Below are 18,761 nucleotides of genomic sequence, written 5' to 3' on the forward strand. Positions count from 1 at the left end.
CCGGAGCAGGTGTCGAGGCATCCCACGACGATCACGATCCCGACGTCCTGCCGGCGCCGTTCGAACCGGACGGGGTGACCGGGCCGCCGGCCTGACCGACCCGTTCGGCACGCGGGGAGCAGTCTCCCCCACCGGCGCCCGGGGCCGTGCCCGTGCCTCGCCGGAGGGCAGGGGCCGAATCACGGGCCGAACCGCGCGGATCGGCGTCCGGCGGTGCGTCGTCGAGGCCCTCCAGATCGGACAGGGCGATGGGCCGCCACCGGTGCAGCGCCTCGTCGGCGCTCGCCCGGACGGTGGAATGTTCGACGCGGGGGAGGCCGGTGGCGGCCTCGTCCCGCAGTCCTCGCGCCCCGGTGTTCACGGGCGCGATACCGGCCCTCGCCAGCCGCGGCCACAACGAGGCCAACGCGGCGTCGGCGTCGAGTTCGAACTCGGACTGGCGGACCCGCCAGAACCGCCAGCCCGCCCGGCGCAGCTCGCGCTCCCGGGCGAACTCGTGCGCGATCTCGTCCGGACCGGAGCCGACGTCCCCGTCGCACTCGACGGCGAGCCGGGCCCGACCGCCGGAGACGACCAGGTCGACCCGCCGACCGTTGATCTCCACCTGCGGGGTGACCAGGTAGCCGCGGCCGACGATCTCCCGGAAGACCCGCTGTTCGAACAGGGATCCGAAGGCCGGATGCGGACGGTTGGTCGGCACTTCGGCGAGTGCCGGGGGCTCCTCGCCGCGGCCGCCGGCCGCCGGGTGCGTCGTGGACAGCACGTAGCTCAGATAGTTGTGCCGCAGATCGCGAGGGTCAAGATCGGTGACCGGTACGGAGTGGAACAGCCAGACCTGGTCGCGGGCCCGGGAGGCCGCGACGTTGAACCGCCGCTGGTACTCCAGCCGGGTCAGCGGGGTGATGCGCGAGTCGGGCGCCACCACCAGGGACAGGAAGACGACGTCGCGCTCGTCACCCTGGAAGTCGGCGGGGACGCCCACCCGCAGCCGTCGACGCTGGTGCTCGGCGGCGGACATCCGGTCGGCCAGCTGGTCGCGGATCAGCGCCGCCTGTGCGGTGCCCTGTGGGACGACGACGCCGAAGGAGAGCCGGGCGTACCGGGGATCCTCGGCGCAGGAGAGCACCTGTGCGACCAGGGCATCGGCCTCGGCCGGATTGCGTGGACCGAGGCCCGCGTCCGTGGTGAAACCGTGGGGAACGAACCGGGCCACCAGCGGCGGCAGCCGGTCGGCGCCAAACTGGCGCAGGGGAAGCAGCGGCGCGTCCCGGTAGAACATGGCCGACGACCACTCGATGATCTCCGGCATGCACCGGAAGTGCTCCCGCAGCCGGATCACCTCGCCGAAGCGGGTTCGCAACAGCGTGAACAGGCTCGACCGGGGGGTGAACCCGACGCGTAGCCACGCCGGCACCTCCGGCAGCAGGGCCTCCAGCCGGTCGAAGACCCGGTCGAGCTCGTCCGTGACCTCCACCGGCGGCGTGCACTGCCGGTCGTCGCCCACGACGATCACCCGTGGGGCGAGCCAGAGCAGGAACAGGCTGTCGAGCCCGGCCTGACTGCCTTCGTCGACGATCACGACGTCGAAGCTGTCGCGCACCGCCGGGATCGTCGACAGCACCTCCCGGATCGGCATGACCCAGGCCGGCACCGCCGTCTGGGCGATCTCCATCGCCTCCCGGGCGGCCTGGCGGAAACGCTCGGCGTGGCGGCCGCCGAAGGTGCCGCTGGCCGCCACCGCGTCGGCATAGGCGCGCAGCGCGGCCGACTGCTCGGCGCCCATCCGTTCGAGGCAGTGTTTCCACGCGCGGGCGCCGGCCAGCTCCGCGGTGGCCGCGGCGACCATGTCCTCCGCCGCGTCCAGCTCGGCGTCCAGATCGACAGGTGGTCCAGCCGGGCCGCCGGGGGCCGTGGCGGCGCCGGGGGCCGTGGCGGTCAGCCAGCTCGCGGCCACCGCCCAGGACCAGGCGGTCGTGAACGCCGCGAGCCTGGCCGGCCAGATCTCCGCTCCATTGGGCCGGGTCGCGCCGGCCGTCGAGACGAGGAGATCGGCGAGGTCGGGATGCGCCGCGCGCAGCCGGCCGAGCAGCTCGTCCCGGCGCAGCGCCACCTCCCGGGCAGCCATGGTGGTGGCGAGCGCGGCCCGGGTCCGCGTGTACGCGGCCACATTGCGGGCCGCTACCGCGCCGGCCAGCTCGGCGACCTCGGACGGCGTGCCCGCCGCGGTGGCAAGCCCGGCGTAGCCCTCCCGCAGTTCCCCCAGCGCCCGCTCGGCGTCGGTGGCGGCTGCCATCGGGCGCAGCGCGGCCATGACGGCCGCGAGATCCCGGACGCGCTCGGCGGAGTCCATCGCCGGTGCCCGGCCGGGCACGATGTCCTCCAGGATTGCCACGACCCGGTTCCGCGCCGCCACGATCGCCTGGATCTCCGTGACGGCCTCCTGCGCCTCAACCAGCCGGGACAGGCGTACCTCGAAGGGATCGGTGGGCCGCGGCGCGATCCCGACCAGGACCCATCCGCGGGTCGCGGCCTCGACCGCGACCTCCGCCCGGAGCCGGACGAGCACGAGATCGAGCAGCTCCGGGGTGGTCGGCGCGACGCCGTCCACCAGCGTCCGGGTCAGCAGCGTGTCCGCCTCCTTCTGGACCTTCGGCCGGAACCTGCGCCGTAGCTCGCCCCCGGCGTCGAGGTACTCGCGCAGTGCCTCCCCCCGGGCGAGCAGGGCGGCGGGGTCGAAGCCCGGATCCGCCGGGGAGCCGGCGTCGGCCGCCGAGGCGGAGCCGTCCGGGGAGGCGGAGGTCGGAAGGGCGACCGCGTGCAGACCGAGCTCGGTCACGTGCCGCGTCGCCTCGGCGATCATCGGCGTGGCCGCGGCCACCTTCGCCCAGAGGACCCGGTCCCGGCCGGCGAGGGCGTCGTCGAGGGCCGCCGGAACCCAGTGCCGTCTGTTCGACCGCTGCCCGCGCCCGTCGAGCTCCTCGAGCGCGCGGGAGAGGCTGGCGACCGCCTGCTGTAGCGGATCGAGGGAGACCACCGCGGGATCGACGGCGGCGAGCGTGTCGAGGAGACCCCGGGTCGCGGGACGGACGGCCGCGCGGGCAAGGCGGACCGCCTCGTCGGCCGCGCGGGCGGTGGCCACCAGGTCCGCGAACCGCTCKGCGGGTAGGAATCGGCTCATCTCGACCACCGGGCMGGCGGACCGGTCCGCGCCGACGTCCTGACCGGATCGCACCTGACCGGATCGCACCTGACCGGATCGCAGCAGGGCGTGGAGCTCCAGCGCCTCGGCGTCGGTCAACGGCGGGGGAACCGGCGCAGGGCCGACAGACCCGGACCCCGTCGCCGTGGTCCTCGCGGTGGTGGTGGCTGCCGCGCTCCGGGGCACGGGCCGCGGCAGCCACCGCGACGCGTCGGCCTCGGCCCGGACCCGCGCCGCGATGCTCGCCCGCGTCCCGCCCCAGCCCGCGGCCACCTCGCTGTCCGGATGCACCGTGTGCTCGGCCAACCGCAGGGCGCGGGCCCGGTCCGCCAGGACATCGCGGGCGCGGATCGCCTCCTGCCGGCGCGCGGCGGCCCGCACGATCCGCCGGTCGAGCGCCTCGGGGTGATAGGTGGCCTTCTCCGCGGCCAGGGCGCTCACGCTCGCGGCGAGCTCGGGGGAACCCACGCCGATGCCGCCAAGCTCGTCCGCTTCGTCTTCGGCCCCGGCCGGGGCGGGGTCGAAGACTGCGTCGGGCCGGCCGTCCAGGTCCGCCCCCGCGTTCCCGGCCTGGTCGACCGGTGCGTCGCGCGCCTCCTCGGTATCGGTGAACGACACGCACAGCCGCTGCAGGTCCGGGGGCAGTTTCTCCCGCAGGACCCGCAGGGCTTGCGACTTCTGGCTGGTGACCAGAACCCGTTGCCCCTCCGCCAGCAAGGCGCAGACCAGGTTGGCGATCGTGTGCGTCTTGCCGGTGCCGGGCGGGCCCTCGACGACGACGCCGTTGTCGTGGCGAAGCCGCTCCAGCACCCGGGCCTGCTCGGGACTGGCCGGGAGCGGGAGCAGCGGGTCCGCACCGAGTTCGGCGCCGCTCGTCGCTCCCTCTGCCTCGAGCCAGGCCAACCGGTCGGCGGCGTCGAGGGTCTCCACCAGCTGGACGAGGCCGAGCGGCGGAGGTCCGTCACCCCGCAGGACGTCGAGCATCCGCTCGTAGTAGGTCAGCAGGGCGGCCTGGTCACGGGTGCGCAGGACGAAGGCCGGGGCGAAGGTCACCCGCGGGCGTGACGCGCTGTCGGGCGCGGGCGGCGCGAGGTCGGGTTCGAAGCCGTCCGTCGGCACGTCGAGCGCCAGCGCCAGCCAGTCCCGCAGCAGCCGGATGTCGTCCGGACCCAGTGGCGCCGACGGTCGTCCCCGCAGGCGCTCGTGCAGCGCGTTCGTCCGTTCCCGGCGGAAGCCGGCGATGCCGTCGAGTAGCGGGCCGTCGGCGAGGCGCGTGGTGGCCCCCGCCGGGACCCGCACCCTGATATCGGAGGTGACCGGGTCGATGTCGCAGGTCAGCCGGGTGGTCAGCAGGTGCTCGCGGACGGTGGGGCCGCCCGGTGGCTGCCAGGTCAGCAGGCCGGTCGCCAGCACGAGTTCCAGCGCGTCACCCTCCTGGGCCACCCGGGCCGCGACCGCGTGCAGCGTGTTGTGCAGATTGCGTCGCTCCGCGTCAACGCGCGCGCGTGTCGCCCAGAGCTGCCATCGCGGCAACCAGGCCTGGTAGGCCGCCGCCGCGGCGGTCTGCTCGGCGGCGGTCTGCTCGGCGGCGGCGCCGTTCCACACCGGCGGCTGGTCGGGATCGGCGCCGGCCGCGTCGGGCAGCACGATCTGGCCGGCGAGGATCGCGGGCGGTGGCGGCGGTGGGGGTAGGACGGTGGCGGCGGGGGCGGTCAGCAGCACCTCGCCGGCCCCGGCGTGCTCGGACAGCGGCACGCCGGCCGGGATGTCGGCGAGCCACACCGTGAGCGGATGCTCCTCGATGGTCCGGATCCGGCCCGACCGGGCCGCCGCGACCTCATGGAGGAACCGCACCAGCCGGTGACAGCGGTCCGCGAGGGCGGCATGCCGCTCGGGGCCGGCGGTCTGCGTCGTCATCAGGACCTCGCTCTGGAGATCCCGGCGCCCGCGCCGGGAGGGAAACGCCGTCCGTCGGTTGTCGACACGTGACTTTCCTCCCGTCGGCGCTGTTCTCCCGATCCGCTCTCCCGATCCGTGGCGCCACCGATCTGTGACGCCCCGTCCGCGAGGTCGGCAGGATGCCGGCATCCTACGCATAATGACGTGCCCCTCTCCGACGGAGCGACAGGAGGGGGTAGCCCGTCCGCGGGGTGCGCCGGGTGCGGGTGCGGGTGYGGGTTCGGGTGAGGTTGCGGCGTGCCGCCGGCGGCATGGTGAGGCGGGTGCGACAACATACGCATCCGTGAGGTCACGGTTCTACGCTGATGTGCACATTCACTCCCGGTACTCGCGTGCCTGCAGTCGTGACTGCGATCTGGAGCACCTGGCCTGGTGGGCGGCACGCAAGGGCATCGCCGTCGTCGGCACCGGCGACTTCACCCATCCGGCCTGGTCTCAGGAGATCGCGACGAAGCTGGTCCCGGCCGAGCCCGGCCTGTTCCGGCTGCGGTCCGATCTTGAGCATGAGGTGCTGCGCACGTTACCGGCCTCCTGCCGGACGGCGACCCGCTTCATGATCTCTAGTGAGATCTCGACGATCTACAAGAGGGGCGACCGGACCCGTAAGGTCCATCATCTTCTCTACGCTCCCGACCGGGAGGCCGCCGGACGGATCACGGCGGCGCTGGCTCGGATCGGCAACCTCGCCGCGGACGGGCGTCCCATCCTGGGCCTGGACTCCCGCGATCYGCTGGAGATCACCCTTGGTGGCGGGGCGGGCTRCTATCTGGTCCCGGCGCACGTGTGGACGCCCTGGTTCGCGGTTCTCGGTTCGAAGTCCGGGTTCGACGCCGTCGAGGACTGCTACGGCGACCTCGCCGACGAGGTCTTCGCCCTGGAGACGGGGCTTTCGGCGGACCCGGAGATGTTCTGGCGGATCTCCGGTCTCGACCGCTACCGGCTGGTGAGCAACTCTGACGCCCACTCCCCGCCGATGCTCGGCCGGGAGGCGACCGCGTTCACCTGCGACCTCGACTACTTCTCCATCGAGGCCGCGCTGCGCGGCGGGGACGGCTTCGCGGGGACCGTCGAGTTCTTCCCGGAAGAGGGCAAGTACCACCTCGACGGGCATCGCAAGTGCGGGGTGGTCCTCACGCCGGACCAGACCCGGGAGGTCGGCGGACGCTGCCCCACCTGCGGCGGTGGCCTCACCGTCGGGGTCCTCAACCGGGTCGAGGCGCTGGCCGACCGGCGGCCCGGCCACCGCCCCGTCACGGCGCCCGACGTCACCTCGCTGGTTCCGTTGCCGGAGGTCGTCGGGGAGATTCTCGGCGTGGGCCCGAAGAGCAAGGCGGTCGCGGGCCAGGTGACGTCGTTGGTCTCCCGTCTGGGCCCGGAGCTCGACATCCTCGGCGACGTACCGCTCACGGACATCGCTGGGGTCGGATCGCCGGAGCTGGTCGAGGCAATCAGTCGCCTGCGCCGCGGGGAGGTGATCCGGCAGGCCGGGTTCGACGGCGAATACGGCGTCATCCGGTTGTTCGAACCCCGGGAGCTCGCCCGGGACGGTGGCACCCTGTTCGACCTGGGGTCCGGCGCGGCTGGTGGGCAGGACCGGATCGATGCGGGACCCTCCCTCGACGAGGCGCTCGCGGCGCGGGCGCGTCCGGCACCCGATGCCGCGGTGGTGCCGGGGGATGCCGCGGTGGCCGACAGCCAGCTGTTCACGCCGGTTTCCGGCGATACCCCGTCGGTGCTTGACGGGCTGGATCCCGAGCAGCGGCTGGCAGCCTCGCACCTGTCCGGTCCGCTGCTCGTCCTCGCCGGACCGGGAACGGGCAAGACCCGTACGCTGGTCCACGCGATCGCACACCGGGTCGCTGAGCACGGGGTGCCGGCCGGGGAGTGCCTGGCGGTCACCTTCACCCGGCGTGCGGCCGGGGAGCTCGCCGAACGGCTAGCCGGCCTGCTGGGTGACGCCGCGGGACGGGTGCTCGCGACGACCTTCCACGGCCTCGGGCTTACGATCATCCGTGAGCAGCACGCGAAACTCGCCCGGGGCCCGCAGGTCCAGGTCGCGGACGACGCGGTGCGCGTGGAGCTAATCGCCGCGGCACTGCACGGTGAGGGCGACGCCCGAACGCGCCGGCGGGTGGCGGCCGGTGTCGCCGAGCTCAAGCGGCACCGAGCGCTCGGCCAGGCGATCCGCGACCACGACCTGGTCGGGGCGCTCGCCCGTTACGACGCCGCGCTGCGCGATCGGGACATGGTCGATCTCGACGATCTGATCACCCTGCCGCTGACCCTGCTGCGGTCGTCCCCGGATCTCGCCGAGCACTACCAGCGGCGGTGGCGCCACGTCTGGGTCGACGAGTACCAGGACACCGACGAACTCCAGTACCGCCTGCTGGGGCTGTTGTGTCCCCCCACGGCCAACCTGTGCGTGATCGGCGACCCGGACCAGGCTATCTACAGCTTCCGGGGTGCGGACGTCCGGTTCTTCCTGCGGTTCGAGCAGGACTACCCGAGTGCCCGCCCGGTCGCCCTGACCCGCGGCTACCGATCCACCCGCACCATCGTGCGGACGGCGCTCGATGTGATCGCGCCCACGAGTCTGGTCCCGGACCGGACCCTGACCGCCGTGCGGGGCGCCGAGGGCGACGGCCCGGTGCTGCTGCGGCGCTACCGCAGTGAGGCCGAGGAGGCGATCGCCGTCGTCGACACGATCGACGCGGCGCTCGGCGGTACCTCGTTCCACGCGTTGGACTCGGGGGTGGACGGATCGGTCGACGCGGGGTTCTCCTTCGCGGACATCGCCGTGCTCTACCGGACCGCCCGCCAGGCCGAGCCGATCATGGAAGCGCTGGCCACCCGCGGTTTCCYGTTCCAGCGGCGCTCTCATCTCCCGCTCGCGGACGCTCCCGCGGTCGCCGACCTGCTCGCCCTGCTGCAGGACCTGACGACCACGGATCCCTCGGGTCCCGGCGTCCCGCGTCCGGTGTCGGGTCTGCTGCGCGACGCGGCGGCACGGGCCACCGATCTCGCCGAGGCGAGGAGAAGCGAGCTCGGCGCCGTGCCGTCCGACGGGTTTCCCGGCTTCTCCGGCGGACGGGTGCCGACCGAGGCCGAGCTGCGCCTGGCGGTGGAGCTGCTCGCACCGGCCGCCGCAGCGGCAGGCAACGACCTGGCGGGTTTCCTCACGTCGGTCACGCTCGCCGCCGAGGTCGACGGGCTGGACCCGAGGGCGGACCGGATCTCGCTGCTGACCCTGCACGCGAGCAAGGGTCTGGAATACGGCCTGGTCATCATCGTCGGTTGTGAGGACGGGCTGCTGCCGATGCGCTTCGGTCCGGCCGGTGAGGCGCCGGGCGGTGGGATCCCGGGCGGTGGCGTCAACGGAACCGCCGACGGAACCGCCGACGCCGGCACGAAGGACGCCGAGGCGGAGGAGCGCCGACTCTTCTTCGTCGGCGTCACCCGGGCCAGGCATCGGTTGGTCCTCACCTCGGCGGCCAGCCGGCGGCGCGCCGGGTCGGTCGTGACGACCCGTCCCTCACCGTTTCTTGCGGACATCAGGCCGGCTTTGCTGTCCTCTGTCCCGGCCGAGGGCGTCCCGGCCGAGGGCGGGCGGCGCCGGTCGCGCCGGCCGGCACCGGGCAAGCAGTTGCGACTCCTCTGAGCCACCGGGCCGGAGCCGCTGGACCGACACTCGCGCGGCCCGGCGGCTCAGCGCTTGCGCAACACCATCGCGAGGTTCCAGGTCACAATCTCGCGGGCACCGGGAATCCTGATGATCACCTTCGCCCAGTCGGGCAGATAGCGCGGCATCGCGTCGAGGATCTCGACGTCGGACCGCCGCTTCGCCCAGGCGAGGGTGTCGGCCACCGACACCGGAAATAGAGTCTTGCCGTAGATGTTTTTCGGCGCCTTGCCCTTGCGGCGTTCGAACCTCGCCGCCGCCCGGTCACCACCCAGATAGTGCCAGGGTGCGGTCTCGTGGCCGCCCCAGGGGGACAGCCAGTTCGTGTAGCTCAGGAAGATGAGCCCGCCAGGGCGGGTCACCCGGGCCAGTTCGGAGCACATCCGCCACGGGTCGGGGACGTGTTCGAGCACGTTTGACGTGTAGCAGAGATCAACGCTTCCGGAGAGGAACGGCAGGTCCAAGGCGMTGCCCCGGACCCGGCCGGGAACCTCGATGCCACCGGCCTCCATCTCCGAGACGTCCGGCTCGACCCACACGTACCGGGCGCCGGCGTCGAGGAAGGCCGAGCGGAAGTAACCCGGGCCGCCGCCGACGTCGAGGACGAGCTGGCCGGTCAGGGATGTGTACCGCATCAGCTGGCGCACGGAGTCCGCGGCGATCAGCGAGTAGAAGCCAGCCGGGTCGACGGGCTCCTTGCGGTGCGCGAGGAACAGCGTCTTCGAGCGCGACAGTCCGAACCCGGAATAGGGCAGGGCGCGCACCAGCGGACCCTCCTTGGTCCGCTCGCGGGGAGTGGCCGCCGCCTGCGCTCCGCTCGCCGTGCCCGCTCCGCTCGCCGGCACCGGGCCGGACGGGCCGGCCGGCGGCGCGGTCCCGAAAGCCGCGGCCCGGGACTCGCCACCCGGTTCCGGGGTCGCCGCGGAGGGTGTCGGGGCCTGCCTCGAGCCTGCGGGGGGAGCCGTGGAAGCCGCAGCCGTGGACGCGGTGGAGGTCGCCGCGGATGCCGCCGTGTCAGACATGCCGGGGACGATAACACCACGGCGGCGGGCCTTCGGTGGGCGGYGGGAGCCGCCCGGGCCGCCAGTCGGATCCGCCCCGGCCGTGGCGTGGACGCCCGGTCCGCAGTGGCCTCGGCGTCCGCCCGATCTCCCGGCTCCGCTGCGCGGATCAGGGGCATACCACGCTTGTTGTGGAATTATCCGGGCCCTGAGGTTTATTGTTTACGTGTTGAATACTCCTTTGGTCCGTTGGTGCTTCTTCGTTCCCTGAACCCGGCGACGTGTGTTCCCGGCGATCCTGAGGGCTGGTGATGGTGGTAGTGCACYCGGTTCCGCTGGCAGGGCCGACTGCCTTCCGAGAATCTGGACTATCTGGACTATCTGGACTGTTTGGGATGCTAGTGATCATCCTGCCCGCCCGGCCGATCGCCGTGGCCCAGGGCATGGGCTAGGCCGCGGGGATGTCGCAGACCTACGAAAGTCCCGACTTGCCTTCGTCCCCTGTCTCGGCGTTATCGCCGGCCTGGCGACACGTTCTTGATCAGCCTATGGGTATGCGGGCCGAACTGGACCGCCTGCGCCGCCACGCGCCCTTTTACGACGCGACGGTGGACGAGATCGACGGCCGCCGGATACGGATCGGTGATCATTGGCTCACCGATTTCGCGTCGTGCAACTACCTTGGCCTCGATCTCGACCAGGAGATCATCGAGGCGGTCCCGGAGTACCTGGACCGCTGGGGCACCCACCCGAGCTGGTCGAGGCTGATCGCCAGCCCGCGGATGTACGACGACATCGAGCACACGCTCGCAGCTCTCCTCGGTGCCGAGGACGCGCTGCTGCTCCCGACCATCACCCACATCCAGCTGTCGGTGCTGCCCGCCCTCGTGGGCAAGGGGGCCCTCTTCGTCGAGGTGCACGCCCATCAGACGGCACATGACGGCGCGGTCGTGGCCGCGGCCCATGGCGCCGCCGTGGCGCGCTTCCGCGAGGACCGGCTCGACCGGCTGGAACGCCGGCTGCGGACGAGCCCTCACCCCCGGGTGGTGTGCGTCGACGGCGTCCACAGCATGACCGGAAACGGCCCGCCGCTCGCCGAACTCGCGGCGCTCACCCGTGCGCACGACGCCCTGCTCTACGTTGACGACGCCCACGGGTTCGGTGTCGTCGGCGAGCGTGATCCCGCCGCGTCGAGCCCCTACGGCAGCCGCGGCAACGGAATCGTCCGCCATCTCGGCGAGACCTACGACGATCTCGTCCTGGTCGGCGGTTTCTCGAAGGCGTACTCGTCGCTGCTCGCCTTCGTCGCCTGCCCCACGGAGGTGAAGGAGTATCTGAAGTCCACCGCGGGCCCGTACGTCTTCTCCGGCCCGTCGCCGGTGGCGTCCCTGGCGACCGGGCTGGTCGGGCTGCGGGTCAACGCGGAACGCGGGGACGCCATCCGGGCCCGGCTGCACCGCCTGACCAGCCGGTTCCTCGACGGCCTGCGCGGGCTCGGTCTGTTCACGCTCAACGCCAGCGGCTTTCCGATCATAGAGATTCCCCTGGTMGACGCCGCGCAGGCCGAGCCGTTGGGCCGGTTTCTGTTCGAACGGGGGATCTTCGCGAGTGTGGTGCCGTTCCCGGTCGTTCCCCGTGAGCAGGTCGGGGTGCGCATCCAGGTCACCGCGGCCAACACCAACGCCGAGATCGATCATCTGCTGGCCGTCCTGGCCGAGGCGGTCGAGCGGTTTCCCCTGGTGTCGGTCCCGCAGGCCCGCGCCGGCGACTGAACCCCACCTCGCCGAGACAGGCTCCTACCGGGGCCCCCGCATTGCGCCGGAGGCGCCCGACGGCTCTCCCAGGAAGCTCGCCGGAGGCGAGGTGACGGAGACCCCGGACGGCGCCCTAGGCCAGGGGTCCCCGCATTGCGCCGGAGGCGCCATGCGGGGCAAGGCGGGCGACCGGATACCGGTCGCGGTCGAGGCGGACGTCGGCATCCCGGACGCGGGCCAGAACGGCGAGGAAATCGGCCCGTGGAATCTCCACCGCACCCAGGTCGATCAGATGCGGGGTCGCGATCTGCACGTCCAGCAGCACCCCGCCGGCCGCGGTGAACCGGGCGTCGAAGTCGGCCAGAGCCACCTTGGAGGCGTCGGTCCGGGTGCGGAACATCGATTCACCGACGAACACGCCGCCGACGCCCACTCCGTACATGCCGCCGACCAGCTCGTCGCCCTCCCAGACCTCGATGCTGTGCGCCCAGCCCAGGGCGTGCAGCTCGGCGTAGCCCTCGACCAGTTGGGGAGTGATCCATTCGGAGGTACCGCCGCGGCGGCAGCCGCGGACGACGTCGACGAAGCGCTCGTCGACGGTGGTGGTCCACCCGCAGTTACGTAGCCGCTTGCGCAGTGTCCGGTTGACCCGCAGCCGGCCGATCGGGATCACCGCCCGGGGGTCGGGGCTCCACCAGGGCAGGTCCAGCCCACCGGGACGGTGCGGGGGCAGATGGGGGATGCGTCGGGCGGCCACCGCCGCCCGCAGGATCTCGCGCAGCCACCCCCCGCCCCCGCGGGTCCCGCTGCTCGCGTCGTCGCTGTCGTCCCCGTGGGCCTCGTCGTCCTCATGGACCTTGCCGCCGTCGGCCTCGCTCGCCGGCCAGGGGAAGGCGCCGGCCCGGTAGGCGCCGATCAACGTCGCCGGATCCAGCTCACCGCCGACGGCGACCGGGGCCTGGCGGGGGCTGCTCAGCAGCGAGAACCCGTCCCATACGGTGGGGCCGAGATCGCGGGGCGGCGCCGTCAGCGCCACGACTTGACCGCCGGCGTCCGATCCGGGGCGACTGGGGCGTTCAGCACGRCACTCTCCATCGTCGGGGAGAGATCGCCGGGACATTCCTCCGTCCGGCCGATCGTCTCCGGATCGATCATGCCAGCCGACGGCGCCCGTCGCCGCAGTTGCTCGGTCACCTGCTCGGATGGGCCCGGATGGCCGAGGAAGTAGCCCTGAGCCAGGTCGCAGCCGAAATCCCGCAGCATCCGCATCGCTCCAGCGGTCTCCACGCCCTCGACGACGATGCGCAGGCCGAGCGCGTGGGCGAGCCCGACCGTCGAACGGACGATCGCCTCGGCCCGGCCATCGACCTCCATGCGTTGGATGAATGACTTGTCCAGCTTCAGCACGTCAACGGGCAGCTCCCAGAGCCTGGCCAGGGAGGAGTACCCGGTGCCGTAGTCGTCGACGGCGATTCCGATCCCCAGGTCGCGCAGCTCCCCGAGTACGGCGGCCGTGCGGACCCGGTCGAGCATCAACGTGGTCTCGGTGATCTCCAGCTCGAGTGCCGTCGGGCTCAGCCCGAAGCCGGAGAGCATGCCGCTGACCTGTTCGGGAAAGCCACGGTCCAGCAGGTCCGAGGCGGACAGGTTCACCGCCACCGCTACGTCGAATCCGGCGGAGTGCCACTGCCGGCACTGGCCCAGGGCGGTCTCCAACACCTCGATGGTCAGCATCCGGATGAAACCGGCCTGTTCGGCCAGGGGGACGAATTCCTCTGGCCCGAGCAGGCCGCGGCTGGGATGCCGCCAGCGGACCAGGGCCTCCACGGCATTTGCCTGCCCGGAATCGAGGTCGACCTTGACCTGGTAGTGCACCTCCAGCTGGCCGGTGCCGAGCGCCGCGCGCAGGGACTCGATCATGTCGAGGCGGACGAGGCTGTTCACGTCGGAGCCGGGACGGTAGGACTCCACGCCGGTGCGGCCCGACTTCGCGGCATACATGGCCACGTCGGCACGCTGCAACAGGATGTGGGCGTCCTCGGCGTGGTCGGGGTACACGGCGGCGCCGATGCTCGCGCCGACGTGCAGGGTCACCCCGCCGACGTCGAAGGGATTGCCGAGCACGGCCAGCACCCGGTCGGCGACGCGTTTTGCGGCCTCGATGTCCGCGTGTTCGAGCAGGACCGCGAACTCGTCGCCGCCCAGGCGGGCATGCAGGTCGCCGGGACGCAGGGCGTCGGAGATACGGGTTCCGACCTGCGCCAGCAGCGCGTCGCCCACCTGATGCCCCAGCGAGTCGTTGATCTCCTTGAACCGGTCAAGGTCCAGCAGGAGGAGGGCGAAGGTGTCCACCCCGGTGGCGCGCTGCTCGGCCTTCGTCAGCCGTTCGATGAAGCCACGCCGGTTTGCCAGGCCCGTCAGCTCGTCAGTGCGGGCCAGCACCTTGCTTTCGGCGAGCTGCTGGACCTCGATGAAGGTGAACGCGGCGCGGGCCAGGGCCGTCAGCACCGTGGCCGYGGCGAGTCCGACGGTGACCTTTGGCAGCTGGACCGTGGCGCCGAGGACGAGCAGACCGAGCGCGATCACGGTGAGCACCAGTGGGACCGCGATGACGCCCCAGCCGGACATCTTGGCCGGTGGGTGCCAGCGCGGTCGCAGCCAGGCGGCCAGGGCCGRCATGAGCACCGAGAACAGCCACAGCGTGCCGAGGAGGCCGGACCCGGGGTCCCTGTCCGTGGTGACGATGACCAGCAGGAGTGAGTCGGCTATCGCGAAGCCCACCAGCCCGATGCCCAGCAGCCACCACACCCGGCCGGGATGCCAGCCCAGCAGGCTGAACACCGTGACGATCAGCARGATCAGCAGCAGGTCGGCGAGCGGATAGATCAGGTTCACCGTCATCGTCCACGCGCTGTAGCGCGGATACGCGTTCGCCATCGCCACGCCGATGCCGCTGGTCAGCGCGGCCACGCCGAGCAGGCCGACGAGCGCGTCCATCCAGACGCTCGTGTGCAGCCGGAGCACTCTTCTGCGTAGCAGGAGGATGACGGCGACATAGCACGCCGGATAGAAGAGCAGCCAGCCGAGATCGGCCAGCGACGGCCCGAGGTCGTCGTCCTGCCGGCCGGCGACCGCCGCGTTGTAGTAGATCGTCGCGCCTCCGTAGCTGATGAGCCCGGTACCGAGCAGGGCCCAGGGGAGGCGTTCGCCGCGGATCAACACCGCCCGCGCCAGGCAGATCAGGCCCGAGCCGAGGGCGACGCCGTAACGCAGCGACCCGGTCTCGTTGCCGATGTGGGGCACGGTGACGAACGCGGAAACGGACAGGTAGACCGTGGCGACGATCAGGACGAGCTGGGCAATCCGGATCAGACGGAACCGGCACGGGGGAGGGAGAGAGGCGGTCAACCGGTCATCCCCCCGCAGAGTGGTGGAAACCTGTGCACGTGCCCGRCATCGTGCCGACGGCCATCGCCCGGTGCCGCGGCGACAACACCAGCGGCACCGACGGCCGTCTTGCCTGCCGGTTCGCCGAAGGCCGGTTCGCCGAAAAATATGATCTTTTACGGGTGCGCCGTGGGCGGGCGCTGGTGGCGACTCCCCCTCCGGCCCCTCTCCGGTGCCGCCATGGTGCCGACTCCGCAGATCCAGTAATCGACCGCCGCCGACGGCGACCGGTCCTGCGGGAGGAGTGGGACTACCTCCGTCGAGGGAAAGGGTACGGACACCCCGGAGGTCCCGCCACTCGGGCCTCATGTGACCATCATGACGGAGGCTTGGCCGGGCATGCCTACATTCTCGTGCATCTCAGCCTCTTGTTATTTATATATCGAAATTTGTTGCGATTTGCGGGCGTGGCGTTGGGTTCGGGTGGGGTGACCGCGCGCAGGCGTGGCCGTGTCGTCGACTCATCACGTCAGGGCGGCCCGATCATGGTCGCCGCGGCCGGAGGCTGCCGCCGCGCGACAGATGGGAAAATATCGGCTATGTCCCRCTTCCCGCGCTGGAGGCGGGGGAGGAGCGCACATGCGGATCGGTCTGCAACTACCCGACTTCACCTCCCCGCACGGTTCCGGGCGGCTCGGGGAAGATCTGGCCGAGGTGGTCCGCGTGGCGGACACGGTCGGATTCGACTACCTGGCCGTCATGGACCACTTCTTCCAGATCGCGATGGTCGGTCCGGCCGAGAACGAGATGCTGGAGGCGTACACGACGCTGGGTTTCCTGGCCGCCCACAGCCGCCGCRCGAAGCTGCTGACCCTGGTCACCGGGACGGTCTACCGGGAGCCCGGCGCCCTGGCGAAGATCGTCACGACGCTGGACGTGCTCTCCGGCGGGCGGGCCTGGCTGGGCATCGGCGCCGCCTGGTACGAACAGGAGGCGGTCGGTCTCGGTCTGYCGTTCCCGCCGCTGGCCGAGCGGTTCGAACGGCTCGAGGAGACGCTGCAGATCTGCCTGCGGATGTGGAGCGGTGACGAGAGCCCCTTCTCTGGCCGGTACTACCAGTTGGCCCGTCCACTGAATTCGCCGCAGCCGCTGACGCGGCCGCATCCACCCATCCTGATCGGTGGGGGTGGCGAAAGGAAGACGCTGCGCCTCGTGGCCCGGTACGCACAGGCGTGCAACCTCTTCCCCGGTCCCGATCTGGCGCGCAAGCTCCAGGTGCTGCGTGAACACTGCGAACGCGAGGGTCGGAACTACGACGACATCCTCAAGACCGTGGTCTTCTCCTTTGACGTCGGACCGAGGGGGGAGAATGTGGCGAGGATTCTCGACGAGCTGAACGACCTGGCCGAACTCGGTGTCCAGGCGGTTCTCGGTGGCGTGCGCGACGTCTGGCACGTCGAGCCTCTGCACATACTCGGTGAAGAGGTGATTCCGCGGGTCGCCGGGCTCGCCGAGATCTCCTGACCCAGATCTCCCGACCCAGATCTCCAGGCCGGTCCCGAAGGGGGGCAGCTCGTTCTTGGCCAGGCCCGTGCGCGGCGCCGGACCCGGGGACCTCCCGTCAGCCCGAGCGGAGCCGCTGGTCATGAGTCCAACGCGTGTCGGCCGCACTGACCAGGGYAGCCGGCAGGCGATTACCCGGGCAGTCCGGTGACCGSACAGGAAACGGACCTTGAGGGATGTCCAGCGCTCGATTCCGACATTGTCGCCCGTCCGCGGTATCCGTCTGACTACTCTGCTGGTGGGAGAACTGGCGGGGCAGCGGAACGAGGTCGTTGGAACGAGGTCGTCGATGTCGAACGCGAAGCACCCGGGCTGGACTCCGAGTACTCTTCGTCGCTTCCGTGAGGCCCGGGGCCTGACGCAGGACGGGCTCGCCGAGCAGGTGCGTGGTCTCGCTGGGGGAGAAAGCTTCACACCGCCCGCGGCGACTGCGGAAATGGTCCGTCGGCACGAGCTCGGGAAAGTATTCCCGGGAGTCGCCTATCGGCGTGCCTACTGCCTGCTATTCGCGGTCACCGAGCCGGAGCTGGGGTTTCGGCCGGCCGAGCGGCTGCGGCTGCTCGCGCCGCACCGGTATGTCCGGGCGGTACGCGAGTTCGACGAGATCTAGCGCACCCTGCGGGAGACCGTCCCGGCCCCGGCGTTTCCGCCTCGCCCTGGGCACGGTGCGTCCCTAGTCGCCCCGCTTCATCTACGACAGAGGCAGTAGTAGTAGTATTAGTACTACTACTGCTGTAGTAATGCGGGGCGGGATTTCTCCTGTCTGTGACGGCTCGTGGTGCGGACATCACGAGATGACGATCGGAGCGACCGTGGGGCCAACGGAGATCAACGGACTGCCGGCGCACGTCTTGCTCGTGCATGTGGTTGTCATCCTCGTGCCGCTGGCAGCGATGCTGGTGGTGCTGTCCGCGGTGTGGCCGGCGGCGCGGCGCCGGCTGGGCGTCATCACCCCGCTGGTCGCTCTGGTCGCGCTGGTGAGCGTGCCGCTCACCACCCATGCGGGGGAGTGGCTCGAGGCACGCGTGCCCTCGAGCGAGCTGGTCCGCCGGCACGCCGAACTCGGTGACACCCTGCTGCCCTGGGCCGCCGGGCTGTTCGTCGCGGCCGCGGCGTCGTGGGTGCTCGCACGCCGCTCGGCCGCCACCGGAACGGAAACGGCTCCGGCGCGCACCGCGACCGGTCCCGGCCGGAKGGTGCTCGTGGCGGTTCTCGCCGTGCTCAGCCTGGTCGTCGCCGCCGGCTCGGTCGTGCAGGTCTACCGGATCGGCGACAGTGGTGCCCAGGCCGTCTGGCACGGCAGCTTCAGCCGGACTCCCCTGCCCGGTGATGGGCCTGCCCGGTGATGGGCCTGCCCGGTGATGGGCCTGCCCGGTTCAGGTGAAGGCCTGCGGACGAGGATCCTGCGGTACCGCAGGATCGGGACGGGCCGGATCGGCCTGGGCGGAGTGCTCCACCTCGAGCAGGGACTCCGCGTGCCGTTCGGCCTCGAACGCGGCGGCCCCACCCCGGACTCTGAACAGCCGTTTGCTCACGATGAGGTAGACGACGGCACCGACGTTGATGACAAGCGCTCCGATGCGCAGGACCGTGATCCGCTCGGTGAGTTCGTAGATCTCCAACGGCAGGAACGCCGACGTGGCGACGGCGGCGAAGTACTCGCCCCAGCGCTTGAGTAGCCATAGCCCGATCCCCTCGACGACCTGTACGGCGGCGTAGCCGAACAGCAGCAGCGCGACGAGGAGCAGGGTGTGGGGACGGGTGTGCAGGAGGTGGTGCAGGCGATCGATTGTAGGGGAATGGTCGAGATCGAGACGCAGGACGTCGGCCAGCGGGCGCGCCGCGGGCACGGCCCGGTCGAACAGCTGCTGGAGCTGCCCCTCCGATCGGCGGAACCGGAGGATGGCGTAGCCGATCAGGACCATGAGCAGCGCCCGGAGTATCCGTTCCACGGCGAGTAGCCGCAGGACCGTCGCGTCGCGCAGCGCCCGTCCGCGCAGGAGCAGCGGTGCGTCCTCAGCCGGTCCGGACAGGGCCGGCTCCCCGACGACGAAGTCGCCGCACCGTAGGCACCGCCAGCTGACACCGACGGCGGTCCGGGCGGTCAGCCGCTCGGCCAGCGATGTCTCGTCCGGACGGTAGGTGACGTGGCCCTTGCGGGCACACGTCCGCAGCTCCCAGTTCATCCGCGCCATCCACGTCCCACCCGTGTCTCCAGC

Annotated in this window: 10 protein-coding genes; 5 read left to right on the plus strand and 5 right to left on the minus strand. The window is 71.6% G+C overall.

Going from position 1 to position 18,761, the window contains the following annotated elements:
* Nucleotides 1-31: 31 nt before the first annotated feature.
* Entirely contained in the window at nt 32-5,116 is a 5,085-nt protein-coding gene (locus Manayef4_RS13485) for an AAA domain-containing protein (RefSeq protein WP_070131824.1), read from the minus strand.
* 325 nt (nt 5,117-5,441) lie between these two features.
* Here Manayef4_RS13485 and Manayef4_RS13490 point away from each other — a divergent pair, with 325 nt between their 5' ends.
* Entirely contained in the window at nt 5,442-8,816 is a 3,375-nt protein-coding gene (locus tag Manayef4_RS13490; RefSeq protein ID WP_070131825.1) for a UvrD-helicase domain-containing protein, read from the plus strand.
* 47 nt (nt 8,817-8,863) lie between these two features.
* Here the strand turns inward: Manayef4_RS13490 and Manayef4_RS13495 are convergent, their stop codons facing one another.
* Nucleotides 8,864-9,601, minus strand: coding sequence for a class I SAM-dependent methyltransferase (locus Manayef4_RS13495; protein WP_070131843.1), 738 nt, complete (start codon nt 9,599-9,601; stop codon nt 8,864-8,866).
* A 791-nt stretch (nt 9,602-10,392) separates the two neighbouring features.
* Here Manayef4_RS13495 and Manayef4_RS13500 point away from each other — a divergent pair.
* Nucleotides 10,393-11,610 (plus strand): pyridoxal phosphate-dependent aminotransferase family protein, encoded by a 1,218-nt coding sequence (locus tag Manayef4_RS13500; protein ID WP_330218996.1) that lies wholly within the window; start codon nt 10,393-10,395, stop codon nt 11,608-11,610.
* Nucleotides 11,611-11,725: 115 nt separating this feature from the next.
* Here Manayef4_RS13500 and aat read toward each other — a convergent pair whose 3' ends face one another.
* Nucleotides 11,726-12,628 carry a leucyl/phenylalanyl-tRNA--protein transferase gene (gene aat, locus Manayef4_RS13505; RefSeq protein WP_023842058.1) on the minus strand — a complete coding sequence of 301 codons (903 nt, stop codon included), beginning with the start codon at nt 12,626-12,628 and terminating at the stop codon, nt 11,726-11,728.
* Complete coding sequence (locus tag Manayef4_RS13510) at nt 12,619-15,000, minus strand: EAL domain-containing protein (RefSeq protein ID WP_070131826.1); 2,382 nt, start codon at nt 14,998-15,000, stop codon at nt 12,619-12,621. Before Manayef4_RS13510 ends, aat begins: the two co-directional genes overlap by 10 nt.
* 618 nt (nt 15,001-15,618) lie before the next feature.
* Here Manayef4_RS13510 and Manayef4_RS13515 point away from each other — a divergent pair.
* From Manayef4_RS13515 to Manayef4_RS13520, 3 genes are all read left to right on the plus strand, one after another.
* On the plus strand, nt 15,619-16,503 hold the full coding sequence (locus tag Manayef4_RS13515; RefSeq protein ID WP_070131827.1) for an LLM class F420-dependent oxidoreductase: 885 nt from the start codon (nt 15,619-15,621) through the stop codon (nt 16,501-16,503).
* A gap of 328 nt (nt 16,504-16,831) precedes the next feature.
* Nucleotides 16,832-17,152, plus strand: a complete 321-nt coding sequence (locus tag Manayef4_RS24260; RefSeq protein ID WP_023842061.1) for a helix-turn-helix transcriptional regulator — start codon at nt 16,832-16,834, stop codon at nt 17,150-17,152.
* Between the two features lie 202 nt (nt 17,153-17,354).
* A complete protein-coding gene (locus Manayef4_RS13520) occupies nt 17,355-17,888 on the plus strand; it encodes a DUF2231 domain-containing protein (RefSeq protein WP_175443388.1) in 534 nt (177 codons plus the stop codon).
* Nucleotides 17,889-17,918: 30 nt separating this feature from the next.
* On the opposite strand, the gene Manayef4_RS13525 is transcribed toward Manayef4_RS13520, so the two are convergent.
* Nucleotides 17,919-18,728: a DUF2127 domain-containing protein gene (locus Manayef4_RS13525; RefSeq protein WP_108913274.1), complete on the minus strand. Its 810-nt coding sequence runs from the start codon at nt 18,726-18,728 to the stop codon at nt 17,919-17,921.
* Nucleotides 18,729-18,761: the final 33 nt, after the last annotated feature.

It is taken from the genome of Frankia sp. CgMI4 (assembly GCF_001756285.1).
In the GTDB taxonomy this organism is placed as follows: domain Bacteria; phylum Actinomycetota; class Actinomycetes; order Frankiales; family Frankiaceae; genus Frankia; species Frankia casuarinae.

Coding starts and splice junctions, on each gene's coding strand:
- Manayef4_RS24260 (WP_023842061.1), top strand. CDS start 16,832: ATGTCGAACGCGAAGCACCCGGGCTGGACTCCGAGTACTCTTCGTCGC.
- Manayef4_RS13525 (WP_108913274.1), bottom strand. CDS start 18,728: ATGAACTGGGAGCTGCGGACGTGTGCCCGCAAGGGCCACGTCACCTAC.